Annotated in this window: 14 protein-coding genes and 1 pseudogene; 12 read left to right on the forward strand and 3 right to left on the reverse strand. The window is 70.8% G+C overall.

The window, feature by feature from the left end; translation table 11 throughout:
* The first annotated feature begins 1 nt into the window (after nt 1).
* The 10 genes from pdxT (at nt 2) to ACIQ8J_RS10640 (ending at nt 10,685) form a co-directional block, all read left to right on the forward strand.
* A complete protein-coding gene (gene pdxT / locus ACIQ8J_RS10595) occupies nt 2-586 on the forward strand; it encodes a pyridoxal 5'-phosphate synthase glutaminase subunit PdxT (protein WP_403266205.1) in 585 nt (194 codons plus the stop codon).
* Between the two features lie 61 nt (nt 587-647).
* Nucleotides 648-1,400, forward strand: coding sequence for a YebC/PmpR family DNA-binding transcriptional regulator (locus tag ACIQ8J_RS10600; RefSeq protein WP_329466205.1), 753 nt, complete (start codon nt 648-650; stop codon nt 1,398-1,400).
* 139 nt (nt 1,401-1,539) lie between these two features.
* Complete coding sequence (gene ruvC, locus ACIQ8J_RS10605) at nt 1,540-2,070, forward strand: crossover junction endodeoxyribonuclease RuvC (protein ID WP_403266209.1); 531 nt, start codon at nt 1,540-1,542, stop codon at nt 2,068-2,070.
* A complete protein-coding gene (ruvA, locus tag ACIQ8J_RS10610) occupies nt 2,067-2,675 on the forward strand; it encodes a Holliday junction branch migration protein RuvA (RefSeq protein WP_403266212.1) in 609 nt (202 codons plus the stop codon). The genes ruvC and ruvA overlap by 4 nt, the downstream gene beginning before the upstream one ends.
* A gap of 46 nt (nt 2,676-2,721) precedes the next feature.
* Nucleotides 2,722-3,822, forward strand: a complete 1,101-nt coding sequence (gene ruvB / locus ACIQ8J_RS10615) for a Holliday junction branch migration DNA helicase RuvB (protein WP_403266215.1) — start codon at nt 2,722-2,724, stop codon at nt 3,820-3,822.
* Between the two features lie 164 nt (nt 3,823-3,986).
* On the forward strand, nt 3,987-4,445 hold the full coding sequence (gene yajC, locus ACIQ8J_RS10620) for a preprotein translocase subunit YajC (protein ID WP_403266218.1): 459 nt from the start codon (nt 3,987-3,989) through the stop codon (nt 4,443-4,445).
* 144 nt (nt 4,446-4,589) lie between these two features.
* Complete coding sequence (secD, locus tag ACIQ8J_RS10625; protein ID WP_403266221.1) at nt 4,590-6,344, forward strand: protein translocase subunit SecD; 1,755 nt, start codon at nt 4,590-4,592, stop codon at nt 6,342-6,344.
* A gap of 1 nt (nt 6,345) precedes the next feature.
* On the forward strand, nt 6,346-7,458 hold the full coding sequence (gene secF / locus ACIQ8J_RS10630; protein ID WP_403266224.1) for a protein translocase subunit SecF: 1,113 nt from the start codon (nt 6,346-6,348) through the stop codon (nt 7,456-7,458).
* Nucleotides 7,455-8,006, forward strand: coding sequence for an adenine phosphoribosyltransferase (locus ACIQ8J_RS10635; protein ID WP_403266227.1), 552 nt, complete (start codon nt 7,455-7,457; stop codon nt 8,004-8,006). Before secF ends, ACIQ8J_RS10635 begins: the two co-directional genes overlap by 4 nt.
* A 195-nt stretch (nt 8,007-8,201) precedes the next feature.
* Nucleotides 8,202-10,685: a RelA/SpoT family protein gene (locus ACIQ8J_RS10640; RefSeq protein WP_403266230.1), complete on the forward strand. Its 2,484-nt coding sequence runs from the start codon at nt 8,202-8,204 to the stop codon at nt 10,683-10,685.
* A gap of 514 nt (nt 10,686-11,199) precedes the next feature.
* On the opposite strand, the gene ACIQ8J_RS10645 is transcribed toward ACIQ8J_RS10640, so the two are convergent.
* Nucleotides 11,200-12,429, reverse strand: coding sequence for a DUF349 domain-containing protein (locus ACIQ8J_RS10645; RefSeq protein ID WP_403266233.1), 1,230 nt, complete (start codon nt 12,427-12,429; stop codon nt 11,200-11,202).
* Between the two features lie 203 nt (nt 12,430-12,632).
* Nucleotides 12,633-13,409 (reverse strand): peptidylprolyl isomerase, encoded by a 777-nt coding sequence (locus ACIQ8J_RS10650; RefSeq protein ID WP_403266235.1) that lies wholly within the window; start codon nt 13,407-13,409, stop codon nt 12,633-12,635.
* Nucleotides 13,410-13,557: 148 nt separating this feature from the next.
* On the opposite strand from ACIQ8J_RS10650, the gene ACIQ8J_RS10655 reads away from it, so the two are divergent.
* Both ACIQ8J_RS10655 and hisS read left to right on the forward strand, forming a co-directional pair.
* Complete coding sequence (locus ACIQ8J_RS10655) at nt 13,558-14,268, forward strand: MBL fold metallo-hydrolase (RefSeq protein ID WP_403266238.1); 711 nt, start codon at nt 13,558-13,560, stop codon at nt 14,266-14,268.
* A gap of 14 nt (nt 14,269-14,282) precedes the next feature.
* Complete coding sequence (gene hisS / locus ACIQ8J_RS10660) at nt 14,283-15,545, forward strand: histidine--tRNA ligase (RefSeq protein WP_403266241.1); 1,263 nt, start codon at nt 14,283-14,285, stop codon at nt 15,543-15,545.
* 138 nt (nt 15,546-15,683) lie between these two features.
* Here hisS and ACIQ8J_RS10665 read toward each other — a convergent pair.
* Nucleotides 15,684-15,766, reverse strand: a pseudogene (locus ACIQ8J_RS10665) (histidine phosphatase family protein); the annotation flags it as partial.

Genomic DNA, 15,766 nt, shown 5'->3' on the forward strand with positions numbered 1-15,766 from the left:
CATGGACAACCCAGTGATCGGTGTCCTGGCCCTCCAGGGCGACGTACGGGAGCACCTCATCGCCCTGGCCGCGGCGGACGCCGTGGCCAGGCCGGTCAGGCGGCCCGAGGAGCTCGCCGAGGTGGACGGCCTCGTCATACCCGGCGGCGAGTCCACCACCATCTCCAAGCTGGCCGCGCTGTTCGGCATGCTGGAACCGCTGCGCGAGCGGGTCCGCGCGGGCATGCCCGTGTACGGCACCTGCGCCGGGCTGATCATGCTCGCCGACAAGATCCTCGACCCGCGCTCGGGCCAGGAGACCATCGGCGGCATCGAGATGATCGTCCGCCGCAACGCCTTCGGCCGCCAGAACGAGTCGTTCGAGGCGACCGTGGAGGTTTCGGGCGTCGGCCCCGTGGAAGGCGTCTTCATCCGCGCGCCCTGGGTCGAGTCGGTCGGCGCCCAGGCCGAAGTGCTCGCCGAGCACGGCGGCCACATCGTCGCCGTACGCCAGGGGAACGCGCTGGCGACCTCGTTCCACCCCGAGCTCACGGGCGACCACCGCATGCACGCGCTGTTCGTGGACATGGTGCGCGCCGGACGGTGACCGGGTCCCGGTAGGATCTCTGCCGAACGACGCAGAATGGGTTACGCGAAGGAGAAGGCAGATGTCCGGCCACTCTAAATGGGCTACGACGAAGCACAAGAAGGCCGTGATCGATGCCAAGCGCGGCAAGCTCTTCGCGAAGCTGATCAAGAACATCGAGGTCGCGGCCCGCACCGGCGGCGCCGACATCGACGGCAACCCGACCCTCTTCGACGCCGTGCAGAAGGCGAAGAAGCAGTCGGTGCCCAACAAGAACATCGACTCCGCGCTCAAGCGCGGTGCCGGTCTTGAGGCGGGCGGTGCCGACTACGAGACGATCATGTACGAGGGATACGGCCCGAACGGTGTCGCGGTGCTCATCGAGTGCCTCACCGACAACCGCAACCGTGCCGCCTCCGACGTACGTGTCGCGATGACCCGCAACGGCGGCTCCATGGCCGACCCGGGATCCGTCTCGTACCTGTTCAACCGCAAGGGCGTTGTCGTCCTGCCCAAGGGCGAGCTCTCCGAGGACGACGTCCTGGAGACGGTCCTGGAGGCGGGCGCCGAGGAGGTCAACGACCTCGGTGACTCCTTCGAGATCATCTCCGAGGCCACCGACATGGTCGCGGTCCGCACGGCGCTCCAGCAGGCCGGCATCGACTACGACTCGGCCGAGGCCAACTTCGTCCCGACCATGCAGGTCGAGCTGGACGAAGAGGGCGCGCGGAAGATCTTCAAGCTGATCGACGCGCTGGAGGACAGCGACGACGTGCAGAACGTCTTCGCCAACTTCGACGTCTCCGACGAGGTCATGGAGAAGGTCGACGCCTGACGGACACCCAGTCCGTTCGCGGGAGTTGCCAGAGCTGTACAGCACGGGCCGACGGGACACACCCGTCGGCCCGTCGCTTTGTCCGAATGTCAGAGGCCACCGATACCCTGCACGAACGGACTAGCGAAGGAGGGGCGGGGTGCGCGTACTCGGCGTGGACCCGGGGCTTACCCGGTGCGGTGTCGGCGTGGTCGAAGGCGTCGCGGGCCGGCCCCTGACGATGCTCGGCGTCGGCGTCGTACGGACCCCGGCGGACGCCGAGTTGGGCCACCGCCTCGTCGCCATCGAGCAGGGCATCGAGCGGTGGCTCGACGAGCACCGGCCCGAATTCGTCGCCGTGGAGCGGGTGTTCAGCCAGCACAACGTGCGCACGGTGATGGGCACCGCCCAGGCCAGCGCGGTCGCCATGCTGTGTGCGTCCCGGCGCGGCATCCCCGTCGCGCTGCACACCCCAAGCGAGGTCAAGGCCGCCGTCACCGGCAGCGGCCGCGCCGACAAGGCCCAGGTCGGCGCCATGGTCACCCGCCTGCTCCGGCTCGACGCCCCGCCCAAACCGGCCGACGCGGCCGACGCGCTCGCCCTCGCCATCTGCCACATCTGGCGCGCCCCGGCCCTCAACAGACTCCAACAGGCCCACGCCCAGCACTCCGTACGGAAGGTCACCCGATGATCGCCTTCGTCAGCGGCCCGGTCGCCGCCCTCGCTCCCGACACCGCGGTGGTCGAGGTCGGCGGCATCGGCATGGCCGTCCAGTGCACGCCGAACACCCTGGCCGGACTGCGCATCGGCCAGCACGCGAAACTCGCCACGTCCCTGGTCGTACGGGAGGACTCGCTCACCCTGTACGGCTTCGCCGACGACGACGAGCGCCAGGTCTTCGAGCTGCTCCAGACCGCCAACGGGGTCGGGCCGCGCCTCGCCCAGGCGGTGCTGTCCGTCCACACCCCGGACGCGCTGCGCCGCGCCTTCGCCGCCGGTGACGAGAAGGCGCTCACCGCCGTGCCCGGCATCGGCAAGAAGGGCGCCCAGAAGCTCCTCATCGAGCTGAAGGACCGGCTCGGCGCCCCGGTCGGCAACGCCCCGGCGGCGGTCGGCACCCCGGTCACCCAGGGCTGGCGCGACCAGTTGCACGCCGCCCTCATCGGGCTCGGATACGCCACACGGGAGGCCGACGAGGCGGTCGCCGCCGTCGCGCCGCAGGCCGAGGCCGCGGACCGGCCCAACATCGGCGCCCTCCTGAAGGCCGCGCTGCAGACCCTCAACCGCGCCCGCTGAGCCCTTCTCGTACCACCCATCGCAACCACGATCCGAGGCACACTGCATGAACTGGGAAGACGGCTCCGACACGGCGGATCTGTCCGCGACGGCCGGCGGCCCCGGCGACCGCCTGGTCGGTGCCGACGCGGACGGCGAGGACACCGCCGTCGAGGCCGCGCTCCGTCCGAAGGACCTGGACGAGTTCGTGGGCCAGGAGAAGGTCCGCGAGCAGCTCGACCTGGTGCTGCGCGCCGCCCGCGCCCGCGGCGCCACCGCCGACCACGTCCTGCTCTCCGGCGCCCCGGGCCTCGGCAAGACCACCCTTTCGATGATCATCGCGGCCGAGATGGGCGCCCCGATCCGCATCACCAGCGGCCCCGCCATCCAGCACGCCGGCGACCTCGCCGCGATCCTCTCCTCCCTCCAGGAGGGCGAGGTCCTCTTCCTCGACGAGATCCACCGGATGTCGCGGCCCGCCGAGGAGATGCTCTACATGGCGATGGAGGACTTCCGGGTCGACGTCATCGTCGGCAAGGGCCCCGGCGCCACCGCCATCCCCCTCGAACTGCCGCCGTTCACGCTGGTCGGCGCCACCACCCGGGCCGGTCTGCTGCCGCCCCCGCTGCGCGACCGCTTCGGCTTCACCGGCCACATGGAGTTCTACGAGCCCGCCGAGCTGGAGCGGGTCATCCACCGCTCGGCCCGCCTGCTCGACGTGGAGATCGACTCCGCCGGGGCCGCCGAGATCGCGGGCCGCTCCCGCGGCACCCCCCGCATCGCCAACCGCCTGCTGCGCCGGGTCCGCGACTACGCCCAGGTCAAGGCCGACGGCGTCATCACCCCCGAGATCGCGTCGGCCGCACTCGGGGTGTACGAGGTCGACGCCCGGGGCCTGGACCGCCTGGACCGGGCCGTGCTCCAGGCCCTCCTGAAGCTGTTCGGCGGCGGCCCGGTCGGCCTGTCCACCCTGGCGGTCGCCGTCGGGGAGGAGCGCGAGACGGTGGAGGAAGTGGCCGAGCCCTTCCTGGTCCGGGAGGGCCTGCTCGCCCGCACCCCGCGCGGCCGGGTGGCCACGCCCGCCGCCTGGGCCCACCTCGGCCTCGTACCGCCGCAGCAGGGCGGCGGCCCCGCAGGAAGCGGACAACAGGGGCTCTTCGGGGCGTGACGGCGCGGAGGGTCGCATGCCGAGGAACCCCGGTGGGATGCTGGGCGTTGTTCCAGCTGTGCGGACTCGCTTAGACTCCGCCGATGCCGCCCTTCCAGGTCGGCGTACCCACCCCCGAAGATCAGGCCGCGATCCACCGCGGTCGTGCGAAGGAAGTTCCCCCCGTGAGTCTCGTGACCCTCCTCCCCTTCATCGTGCTCATCGGGGCCATGTTCCTGATGACCCGCTCCGCGAAGAAGAAGCAGCAAGCGGCCGCGGCCATGCGCAATGAGATGCAGACCGGCACCGGTGTCCGCACGATCGGGGGCATGTACGCCACCGTCAAGGAAGTCGGCGACGAGACCGTGCTTCTGGAGGTGGCCCCCGGCGTCCACGCCGTCTTCGCCAAGAACGCCATCGGCGCGGTCCTGGACGACGCGGAGTACAACCGCATCGTGCACGGCGACACCGAAGAGGAGCTCCCGGTGGTTCCGGACGACGCCTCTTCGCTGACCGAGGCCGCCGAGGCCGAGGACAACAAGGAAGCCAAGATCGACCTGGGCAAGAAGGACGAGGCGGAGGACGCCGCCGAGCCCAAGGACGGCAAGGACGGCAAGGCCGACGGCGGGGCCGAAGCGAAGTAGTCACGCACCGGGACCGCACGTCGCCCGACCGGCGCGGGCGGTCCCCTCAGCGGGCCGACTTCCACGGGGGACGTCCCCACAACACTTCGTGGCCGCCCACGCGCACACCCGGCGCAGGGCGGTTGGACAGGGAGAAACGACAAGGTGGCAGCACCGAACAAGGGCCGAAGGCCGGCGGCGGGGGGTCAGAGCAAGCCGGGCCGCGCCCTGGCCTTCATCCTCATCGCCATGGTCGCGCTCACCGGTGGGATGTTCCTTTCCCACAACACCACCCCGAGGCTGGGCATCGACCTCGCGGGCGGTACGAGCATCACGCTCAAGGCCAAGGCCGAGCCCGGCCAGGAGTCGGCGATCAACAAGGCCAACATGGACACCGCGGTCTCCATCATGGAGCGGCGTGTCAACGGCCTTGGTGTCAGCGAGGCCGAGGTTCAGACCCAGGGCAGCGACAACATCATTGTCAACATCCCCAAGGGAACCAACTCCGAGCAGGCCCGCTCACAGGTCGGCCAGACCGCCAAGCTGTACTTCCGGCCCGTCCTGACCGCCCAGCAGAGCGCGGCGCCCGCACCGAGCGCCTCCCCGAGCTCCTCGGCGAGCGGCAAGCCGACCCCGTCGGGCACCCCGAGCGCCTCCAGCTCCGGCAAGGGCACGCCCTCGTCGAAGCCGAGCGCGAGCGGCAGTCCCCAGGGCCGCGCGGTCTCCGACGCGCTGAAGGCCCCGGGCGCGCCCACGCCGAGCGCGAGCAAGTCGACCAGCCCCTCGCCGAACCCGTCCGCCTCCTCCGGTGACGCGGCCGCCGCGGCCAAGCTCCAGGCGCAGTTCGCGGCGCTCGACTGCTCCACCAAGGAAGCCCGCTCCCAGGCCGGCGGGGGCGCCAAGCCCACCGACCCGACCGTTTCGTGCAGCCAGGACGGCAGCGAGAAGTACATCCTCGGCCCGGCCGAGGTCGACGGCACCGACGTCGCCAAGGCGCAGGCCGTGATCAACCAGAACGGTCAGTGGATCGTTCAGATGGACTTCACCGGCGGCGGCTCGAAGAAGTTCGCGTCGATCACCGGCAAGCTGTCGCAGCAGCAGTACCCGAACAACCGCTTCGCGATCGCCCTGGACAACCAGGTCGTCTCGGCCCCCACGGTGAGCTCCACGCTCAGCGGCAGCGCCGAGATCTCCGGCAGCTTCAACCAGCAGTCCGCCCAGGACCTGGCCAACGTGCTCTCCTACGGTGCGCTGCCGCTCTCCTTCCAGGAGCAGAGCGTCACCACCGTGACCGCGGCCCTCGGCGCCGACCAGCTGCACGCCGGTCTGATCGCCGGTGCCATCGGTCTCGCGCTGGTCATCATCTACCTGGTGGCCTACTACCGCGGCCTCGCGCTGATCGCCATCCTCAGCCTCGTCGTCTCGGCGATCCTGACGTACACGATCATGTCGCTGCTCGGACCGGGCATCGGCTTCGCGCTGAACCTGCCCGCGGTCTGCGGCGCGATCGTCGCCATCGGCATCACCGCGGACTCGTTCATCGTGTACTTCGAGCGCATCCGTGACGAGATCCGCGAGGGCCGCACGCTGCGCCCCGCCGTCGAGCGGGCCTGGCCGCGTGCCCGGCGCACCATCCTGGTCTCCGACTTCGTGTCGTTCCTCGCCGCCGCGGTGCTGTTCGTCGTGACCGTCGGCAAGGTCCAGGGCTTCGCGTTCACGCTCGGCCTGACCACCCTGCTCGACGTGGTCGTGGTGTTCCTCTTCACCAAGCCGGTGATGACGCTCCTCGCCCGCAGGAAGTTCTTCGCGAGCGGCCACCCGTGGTCCGGCCTGGACCCGAGGCGGCTCGGCGCCAAGCCCCCGCTGCGCCGTGCCCGCCGTACCTCCACCTCCGCCCCCGTCGACCCGAAGGAGGCGTGAGATGTCGAAGCTCGGCACTCTCGGCGCCAAGCTGTACCGCGGTGAGGTCGGTTACGACTTCGTCGGCAAGCGGAAGATCTGGTACGGCATCTCGATCCTGATCACCATCACGGCCATCGTCGGCCTGGCGGTACGGGGTCTGACGATGGGCATCGAGTTCGAGGGCGGCGCGGTCTTCACCACCCCGAAGACCTCCGTCTCGGCCTCGCAGGCGGAGACGGCCGCCAAGGCCGCGTCCGGCCACGACGCGATCGCCCAGAAGCTCGGCAACGGCGGGCTCCGCATCACCATCGGCGGGGTCGACACCGGCAAGTCCGACCAGATCAAGACGGAGCTCGCCAAGGACCTCAAGGTCCAGGCGAACGACATCAACGCCGACCTGGTGGGCCCCAGTTGGGGTCAGACGATCGCCAACAAGGCCTGGACCGGCTTGATCATCTTCATGGTCCTGGTGGTGATCTACCTGGCGATCGCCTTCGAGTGGCGCATGGCGGTCGCGGCCCTGATCGCGCTGATCCACGACCTCACGATCACGGTCGGTGTGTACGCACTGGTCGGCTTCGAGGTCACCCCGGGAACCGTGATCGGTCTGCTCACGATCCTCGGTTACTCCCTCTACGACACCGTCGTCGTCTTCGACGGGCTCAAGGAGGGCCAGAAGGGGATCACCAAGCAGACCCGGGTCACCTACAGCGAGATGGCGAACAAGAGCCTCAACGGCACCCTGGTCCGCTCCATCAACACCACGGTCGTGGCGCTGCTCCCGGTGGCGGGCCTGCTGTTCATCGGTGGCGGCGTGCTCGGCGCCGGCATGCTGAACGACATCTCGCTGTCGCTCTTCGTCGGCCTCGCGGCCGGTGCGTACTCCTCGATCTTCATCGCCACTCCGCTGGTCGCCGACCTGAAGGAGGCCATGCCGGAGATGAAGGCCCTCAAGAAGCGGGTGCTCGCCAAGCGCGCGGCGGCCGCCGCCAAGGGCGAGAGCGCGGAGCCGCAGGACGAGGTGCCGTACGAGGACGCGGAGGACGCCGAGGACGACGACGCGACGCCGGCCGCCGCGGTCGTCGGCCAGCGCCGCCAGCCGAACCGCAACAACCGGGGGAAGCGCCGATGACCAGCGTCTCCACCGCGACCGCGGGGCTGCTGCTCAGCCGCATCCGGGATGTGCCGGACTATCCGAAGCCGGGCGTGATGTTCAAGGACATCACCCCGCTGCTCGCGGACCCGGAGGCGTTCACGGCCCTGACCGACGCGCTCGCCGCGCTGTGCGTCGAGCACGGCGCGACGAAGATCGTCGGCCTGGAGGCGCGCGGCTTCATCCTGGCGGCCCCCGTCTCGGTCCGCGCCGGGATCGGCTTCATCCCCGTGCGCAAGGCGGGCAAGCTCCCCGGAGCGACCCTCAAGCAGGCGTACGAGCTGGAGTACGGCACCGCGGAGATCGAGGTGCACGCCGAGGACCTCAGCGTGGGCGACCGTGTGATGGTCATCGACGACGTGCTGGCCACCGGCGGCACCGCCGAAGCCTCGCTGGAGCTGATCCGCCGGGCCGGCGCCGAGGTCGCCGGTGTCGCGGTCCTGATGGAGCTCAGCTTCCTCAGCGGCCGGGAGCGGCTGGAGCCCGCCCTGCGCGGTGCCCCGCTGCACGCCCTGATCACGGTCTGAGCAGGCCGACGAAGACCGCCGAGGCGGGCACCGGAGGAATCCGGTGCCCGCCTCCGGTGTTTCTCCAGGCAGAGCCGTCACACCGGCCGAGGGCGAGCGGGGGCCCTTGGCTCGATACCATGTACTTCCGGGCCTGACCGGGGGACCCGGACCCTCCCCCAGACTCCGTCCGGGGGGACCCCCAGAGGAGCGCTCTTGCCAGACGAGGCCCAGCCACTCTCCGCCGCGCAGCCCGACCAGCAGGCCAAGGAGCCGGCGGCGGCCCCGGCCACGCCCTCCGAGCCCGCGGCGAAGCCCGAGCCCGCGGTGCCCGAGCGCGCCCAGGCCCCGGCTCCGGCCCCGGTCGCCAAGCCGGCCGTGCCGGCCGGCTCCGTGTCCCGCTCCGGCGGCTCCTCCAACCGGGTACGCGCCCGCCTCGCCCGTCTGGGCGTGCAGCGTTCGTCCGCGTACAACCCGGTGCTCGAACCGCTGCTGCGGATAGTGCGCAGCAACGACCCCAAGATCGAGACGGCCACGCTCCGCCAGGTCGAGCGGGCCTACCAGGTCGCCGAGCGCTGGCACCGCGGCCAGAAGCGCAAGAGCGGCGACCCGTACATCACCCACCCGCTCGCGGTGACCACGATCCTCGCCGAGCTCGGCATGGATCCGGCCACCCTGATGGCGGGCCTGCTGCACGACACCGTCGAGGACACCGAGTACGGCCTGGACACCCTGCGCCGCGACTTCGGCGACCAGGTGGCCCTGCTCGTCGACGGCGTCACCAAGCTGGACCGGGTGCAGTTCGGCGACGCCGCGCAGGCCGAGACCGTACGCAAGATGGTCGTCGCGATGGCCAAGGACCCCCGCGTCCTGGTCATCAAGCTCGCCGACCGGCTGCACAACATGCGCACCATGCGGTACCTCAAGCGCGAGAAGCAGGAGAAGAAGGCGCGCGAGACCCTGGAGATCTACGCGCCGCTCGCCCACCGCCTGGGCATGAACACGATCAAGTGGGAGCTGGAGGACCTCGCCTTCGCGATCCTCTACCCCAAGATGTACGACGAGATCGTGCGGCTCGTGGCCGAGCGCGCCCCCAAGCGCGACGAGTACCTCGCCATAGTGACCGACGAGGTGCAGTCCGACCTGCGCGCGGCCCGCATCAAGGCGACCGTCACCGGCCGCCCGAAGCACTACTACAGCGTCTACCAGAAGATGATCGTCCGCGGCCGCGACTTCGCGGAGATCTACGACCTGGTGGGCATCCGCGTCCTGGTCGACACGGTCCGGGACTGCTATGCGGCGCTCGGCACCGTGCACGCGCGATGGAATCCGGTCCCCGGCCGGTTCAAGGACTACATCGCGATGCCCAAGTTCAACATGTACCAGTCGCTGCACACCACGGTGATCGGCCCCAACGGCAAGCCCGTCGAGCTCCAGATCCGCACCTTCGACATGCACCGCCGGGCCGAGTACGGCATCGCCGCGCACTGGAAGTACAAGCAGGAGGCCGTCGCCGGTGCCTCCAAGGTGCGCACCGACGTGCCGAAGAAGACCGGCAAGGACGACCACCTCAACGACATGGCGTGGCTGCGCCAGTTGCTCGACTGGCAGAAGGAGACCGAGGACCCCAGCGAGTTCCTGGAGTCGCTGCGCTTCGACCTCTCGCGCAACGAGGTCTTCGTCTTCACGCCCAAGGGCGACGTCATCGCGCTCCCGGCGGGCTCGACCCCCGTCGACTTCTCGTACGCGGTCCACACCGAGGTCGGCCACCGGACCATAGGAGCACGCGTCAACGGACGCCTGGTCCCGCTCGAATCGACCCTGGACAACGGCGACTTGGTGGAGGTCTTCACCTCCAAGGCGGCCGGCGCGGGTCCCTCCCGCGACTGGCTCGGCTTCGTCAAGTCGCCGCGCGCCCGCAACAAGATCCGCGCCTGGTTCTCCAAGGAGCGCCGCGAGGAGGCGATCGAGCAGGGCAAGGACGCCATCGCGCGCGCCATGCGCAAGCAGAACCTGCCGATCCAGCGGATCCTGACCGGCGACTCGCTGGTCACCCTCGCCCACGAGATGCGCTACCCCGACATCTCGTCGCTGTACGCGGCGATCGGCGAGGGCCATGTGGCGGCCCAGGGCGTCGTGCAGAAGCTGGTGCAGGCGCTCGGCGGCGAGGAGGCCGCCAACGAGGACATCGCCGAGTCGGCGCCGCCCTCGCGGGGCCGCAGCAAGCGCCGCAAGAACGCCGATCCGGGTGTGGTCGTCAAGGGCGTGGACGACGTGTGGGTCAAGCTGGCCCGCTGTTGTACGCCCGTCCCCGGCGACCCCATCATCGGCTTCGTCACCCGCGGCAGCGGCGTCTCCGTGCACCGCGCGGACTGCGTCAACGTGGACTCGCTGTCCCAGCAGCCCGAGCGGATCCTCGAAGTGGAGTGGGCGCCGACCCAGTCCTCGGTCTTCCTGGTCGCCATCCAGGTCGAGGCCCTGGACCGCTCGCGCCTGCTGTCGGACGTCACCCGCGTCCTGTCCGACCAGCACGTCAACATCCTCTCGGCGGCCGTGCAGACCTCCCGCGACCGGGTGGCCACCTCGCGCTTCACCTTCGAGATGGGCGACCCCAAGCACCTCGGCCATGTGCTCAAGGCCGTCAGGGGAGTCGAGGGCGTGTACGACGTGTACCGGGTCACCTCGGCGCGCCGCCCCTAACCGGCGCCGCACCCTCCCCAATCCCCAATCGGCTTGCCCGGCAAGCGAGTTGAGGGCGATGGCCGGAGGGTGCGCGCTCGGAGTGACATGGCCGAGCCGACCGTGATCGGTCAGCGGTACCAGGTGCAGCGGACCGTCGGGGCCGAGTCCGCCGATCCTGCGGAGCCGGGCGCCCGACGGCGACACCGTCACCGTCCACCTCGAACTGGCCGAGCCGCTCACCGAGTCGGGGCGGGACGGCCAGGCCATCGAGGTCCTGGAGGGTGCCTTCCGTCCGACGCACAAGCGGTTCGGCCCGGAGGCGGTCACGATCTGCCGCTGACTCGTCGGCCTCGTCCGGCCGCCGGGAACCACAGCCAGGCCTGCGAGGTCCTGCGCCACGCGCTCGACGCCCTGGCACGCGGCGCCCGCCCCGTGTGACGGGCTGGCCCGGGTGCCGTTCGCGCACCTCGGGACAGCGGTCGGCCCCCGGAACCGGGCAGGTTCCGGGGGCCGACCGCACGGTCCGGCAGGGTCAGCCGCCGAACTCCTCAAGCCCCTTCAGCGCCTGGTCCAGCAGCGCCTGGCGGCCTTCCAGCTCGCGGCCCAGCTTGTCCGCCTTGGCGTCGTTGCCGGACGCGCGGGCCGCGTCGATCTGCCGGTGCAGTTTGTCGACGGCGTCCTGGAGCTGGCCCGTCAGACCCGCGGCACGCGCCCGAGCCTCCGGATTGGTGCGCCGCCACTCGGCCTCCTCGGCCTCCTGGATCGCCCGCTCCACGGCGTGCATCCGGCCCTCGACCTTGGGACGCGCGTCCCGCGGTACGTGGCCGATGGCCTCCCAGCGCTCGTTGACCGAGCGGAACGCGGCGCGGGCCGCCTTCAGATCGGTCACCGGGAGGATCTTCTCGGCCTCCTCGGCCAGCTCCTCCTTCAGCTTCAGGTTCTCGGTCTGCTCGGCGTCACGCTCCGCGAAGACCGAGCTGCGCGCCGCGAAGAACACGTCCTGGGCGCCGCGGAAGCGGTTCCACAGCTCGTCCTCGGCCTCGCGCTGGGCGCGGCCCGCGGACTTCCAGTCCGCCATCAGATCGCGGTAGCGCGCGGCCGTCGTGGCCCAGTCCGTGGACCCGGACAGCGACTCGGCCTCGGCGACCAGCTTCTCCTTGACCTTGCGGGCGTCCTCGCGCTGCGCGTCGAGCGACGCGAAGTGCGCCTTGCGGCGCTTGGAGAACGCCGAGCGGGCGTGCGAGAAGCGGTGCCACAGCTCGTCGTCGGACTTCCGGTCCAGGCGCGGCAGGCCCTTCCAGGTGTCCACCAGGGCACGCAGCCGCTCGCCCGCCGAGCGCCACTGCTCGCTCTGCGCCAGCTCCTCGGCCTCGGTGACCAGCGCCTCCTTGGCATGCTTGGCCTCGTCGGTCTGCTTGGCCTTCTGGACCTTGCGCTCCTCGCGCCGCGACTCGACGGTCTGCACCAGCTTGTCGAGGCGCCCCCGCAACGCGTCGAGGTCACCGACGGCGTGATGCTCGTCCACCTGCGAGCGCAGGTGGTCGATGGCGGTCTGGGCGTCCTTCGCCGACAGGTCGGTGGTCTTCACCCGCCGTTCGAGGAGGCCGATCTCGACAACCAGGCCCTCGTACTTGCGCTCGAAGTAGGCCAGGGCCTCCTCGGGAGAGCCCGCCTGCCACGATCCGACGACCACTTCGCCATCGGCTGTACGCACATACACGGTGCCCGTCTCGTCGACGCGGCCCCACGGGTCGCTGCTCACAGCGCCTCCTCCACATGATGCCTGCGCGGGGGGTTCGTCCCCCGGGGCATCGTCCACAGTTTCCCGGCGGGCCTCGCCCGCCCTCCACAGCGCGTACGAGCCCGCGCTGCACAACGCCAATCTAGGCGACCGGCCGCCCGGCTGTCCGCACTCAGCGCGGCCGAATTCGACGGTTCACGCTCGGTGCCGGGCGCCCGGCCCGGTCACTCCTTGGTGACCGCGGCCGTCTGGATGGTGACGGCCTTCTTGGGGGCTCCGTCGCCCGCGCCACCCTCGACACCCTCCTTGGCGACGTCCTGCACGGCCTTCAGACCGGCCGCGTCGATGGTGCCGAACGGCGTGTAGGTGGGCGGCAGTTTGCTGTCCTTGTAGACCAGGAAGAACTGGCTGCCGCCGGTGTGCGCCTGGCCCGTATTGGCCATCGCGACCGTGCCCGCCGGGTAGGTCACCGTGCCGTCCGCGCCCGCCTTGCCGAGCCCGGTCAGGTTCTCGTCGGGGATCGTGTAGCCGGGACCGCCCGAACCCGTGCCCTGCGGGTCGCCGCACTGGAGCACATAGATGCCCTGCGTGGTCAGCCGGTGGCACTTGGTGTTGTTGAAGAACCCCTTGTCGGCGAGGTACTTGAACGAGTTCACGGTGTGCGGGGTCTTGGCCGCGTCCATCGCGAACCTGATCTCGCCGGCGTTCGTCTTCAGCGCCATGTCGTACGTGCCCTTGGCCTCGATCGCCATCTTCGGCTCCGCCGACTGGCTCGGCCGGGCCGACGGGCTGTCCGAGGCGGCGTCCGGCTTCTTCTTGCTGTCGCCGGAGAAGGCGCCCGCCGCGAAGGCGGCGCCGCCCGCCGCCACGACCACCGCGAGGGCGGCCGCGATGACGGTGTTGCGGCGCCTGGCCTTGCGCCGCGCCTCTTCCCGGCGCTGCTGCTGCCGCTCGAACTTCTCGCGGGCGAGCTGGCGCCGACGCTGTTCGCTGCTGACCACCTGTCGTCTCCTTGTGCGGTCTCGTGAGCTGTGGGTACGGGGGTACGAGCTGTGCCCCGTACCGTATATGGGTTCGCTGTGACCGGAGCAGCGCCGGTAGGCTCTGAGCAGCCGTTACCACCCGCCGCGCAAGAAATCGAGGACGATCGTGCTGATTGCCGGGTTCCCCGCCGGGGCCTGGGGGACCAACTGCTATCTGGTCGCCCCCGCCGCAGGCGAGGAATGCGTGATCATCGACCCCGGCCACCAGGCCGCCCAGGGCGTCGAGGAAACGCTGAAGAAGCATCGGCTCAAGCCCGTCGCCGTCGTCCTCACCCACGGCCACATCGACCACTGCGCCTCGGTCGTCCCGGTCTGCGGAGCCCACGACGTACCCGCCTGGATCCACCCCGACGACCGCTACATGATGAGCGACCCGGAGAAGGCCCTCGGCCGGTCCCTCGGCGCCCAGCTCATGGGCGAGCTGACGGTGGGGGAGCCCGCCGACGTCAAGGAGCTGACCGACGGCGCCGCTCTGAGCCTCGCCGGCCTGGAGCTCACCGTGTCGCACGCGCCCGGCCATACCAAGGGGTCGGTGACGTTCGGGCTGCCCGAGGCGGAGGACATCCCTCCCATCCTGTTCTCGGGCGACCTGCTCTTCGCCGGCTCCGTCGGACGCACCGACCTGCCCGGCGGCAGCCACGCCGAGCTCCTCGAGTCGCTGGGCCGCGTGTGCCTGCCGCTCGACGACTCGACCGTGGTGCTGTCCGGCCACGGCTCCCAGACGACCATCGGCCAGGAGCGCGCCACCAACCCGTATCTGCGGCAGGTGGCCGCCGGCCAGGGAGAGGGCATCGCCTCTCCCCGACGAGGAATGTGACGAGAAGCCCTTCCATGAGTACTTTCCAGGCCCCCAAGGGCACGTACGACCTGATCCCGCCGGACTCGGCGCGCTTCCTCGCCGTGCGCGAGGCCATCTCGGCGCCCCTGAAGCGGTCGGGCTACGGCTACATCGAGACCCCGGGATTCGAGAACGTCGAGCTCTTCGCGCGCGGCGTCGGCGAATCGACCGACATCGTCACGAAGGAGATGTACGCCTTCGAGACCAAGGGCGGCGACAGGCTCGCGCTGCGCCCCGAGGGCACCGCCTCCGTGCTGCGCGCGGCCCTGGAGGCCAACCTGCACAAGGCGGGCAACCTCCCCGTCAAGCTCTGGTACTCGGGCTCGTACTACCGCTACGAGCGCCCGCAGAAGGGCCGTTACCGGCACTTCTCGCAGGTCGGCGCCGAGGCGATCGGCGCGGAGGACCCGGCGCTGGATGCCGAGCTGATCATCCTGGCGAACGACGCGTACCGCTCGCTCGGCCTGCGGAACTTCCGCATCCTCCTCAACTCCCTCGGCGACAAGGAGTGCCGCCCGGTCTACCGGGCCGCCCTCCAGGACTTCCTGCGCGGCCTCGACCTCGACGAGGACACGCTGCGCCGGGCCGAGATCAACCCGCTGCGGATCCTGGACGACAAGCGCGACGCCGTGCAGAAGCAGCTGGTGGGGGTGCCGCTGCTGCGCGACTACCTGTGCGACGCCTGCAAGGCGTACCACGAGGAGGTCCGCGACCTCCTGATGGCGCAGGGCGTGGCCTTCGAGGACGACGAGAAGCTGGTGCGCGGCCTCGACTACTACACCCGGACCACCTTCGAGTTCGTCCACGACGGTCTCGGCTCGCAGTCCGCGGTGGGCGGCGGCGGCCGCTACGACGGCCTCTCCGAGATGATCGGCGGCCCCGCGCTGCCGTCGGTGGGCTGGGCGCTCGGCGTCGACCGCACGGTGCTGGCCCTGGAGGCCGAGGGCATCGCCCTCGAACTCCCCTCCACGACCAGCGTGTTCGCGGTCCCGCTCGGCGAGGAGGCGCGGCGCGTGCTGTTCGCGAAGGTCGCGGAGCTGCGCCGGGCGGGCATCGCGGCGGACTTCAGCTTCGGCTCGAAGGGCCTGAAGGGCGCGATGAAGAACGCGAACCGCTCGGGCGCGCGCTTCACCCTGGTCGCGGGCGAGCGCGACCTTGCCGAAGGCATCGTCCAGCTGAAGGACATGGAATCCGGCGACCAGGCGGCCGTGCCGCTGGACGGTGTCCTGGAAGCGGTACGCGAACGCCTGGCCTGAGCCGTCCGCGGGCGGGGGGGGGGGCGGGCGGGGGGGGGGGGCGGGCCCCCCCCCGGGGGGGGGGGCCCCCCCCCCCGGGGGGGGCCCCCCCCCCCCCCCGGGGGGGGGGGGGGGGGGGGGGGCCCTAACGCCCCCCCCTCAGCCCAAATACCCCGTATCGTTCAGCAACCGCACAGACGCATTCCCGTCCCCGTAATACGCCACCGCCGACAGCGACGCCG

This window comes from Streptomyces sp. NPDC094147 (assembly GCF_044764265.1).
In the GTDB taxonomy this organism is placed as follows: Bacteria; Actinomycetota; Actinomycetes; order Streptomycetales; family Streptomycetaceae; genus Streptomyces.

Coding starts and splice junctions, on each gene's coding strand:
- ruvB (WP_403266215.1), top strand. CDS start 2,722: ATGAACTGGGAAGACGGCTCCGACACGGCGGATCTGTCCGCGACGGCC.
- ACIQ8J_RS10635 (WP_403266227.1), top strand. CDS start 7,455: ATGACCAGCGTCTCCACCGCGACCGCGGGGCTGCTGCTCAGCCGCATC.
- pdxT (WP_403266205.1), top strand. CDS start 2: ATGGACAACCCAGTGATCGGTGTCCTGGCCCTCCAGGGCGACGTACGG.
- hisS (WP_403266241.1), top strand. CDS start 14,283: ATGAGTACTTTCCAGGCCCCCAAGGGCACGTACGACCTGATCCCGCCG.
- ruvA (WP_403266212.1), top strand. CDS start 2,067: ATGATCGCCTTCGTCAGCGGCCCGGTCGCCGCCCTCGCTCCCGACACC.
- ACIQ8J_RS10600 (WP_329466205.1), top strand. CDS start 648: ATGTCCGGCCACTCTAAATGGGCTACGACGAAGCACAAGAAGGCCGTG.
- secF (WP_403266224.1), top strand. CDS start 6,346: ATGTCGAAGCTCGGCACTCTCGGCGCCAAGCTGTACCGCGGTGAGGTC.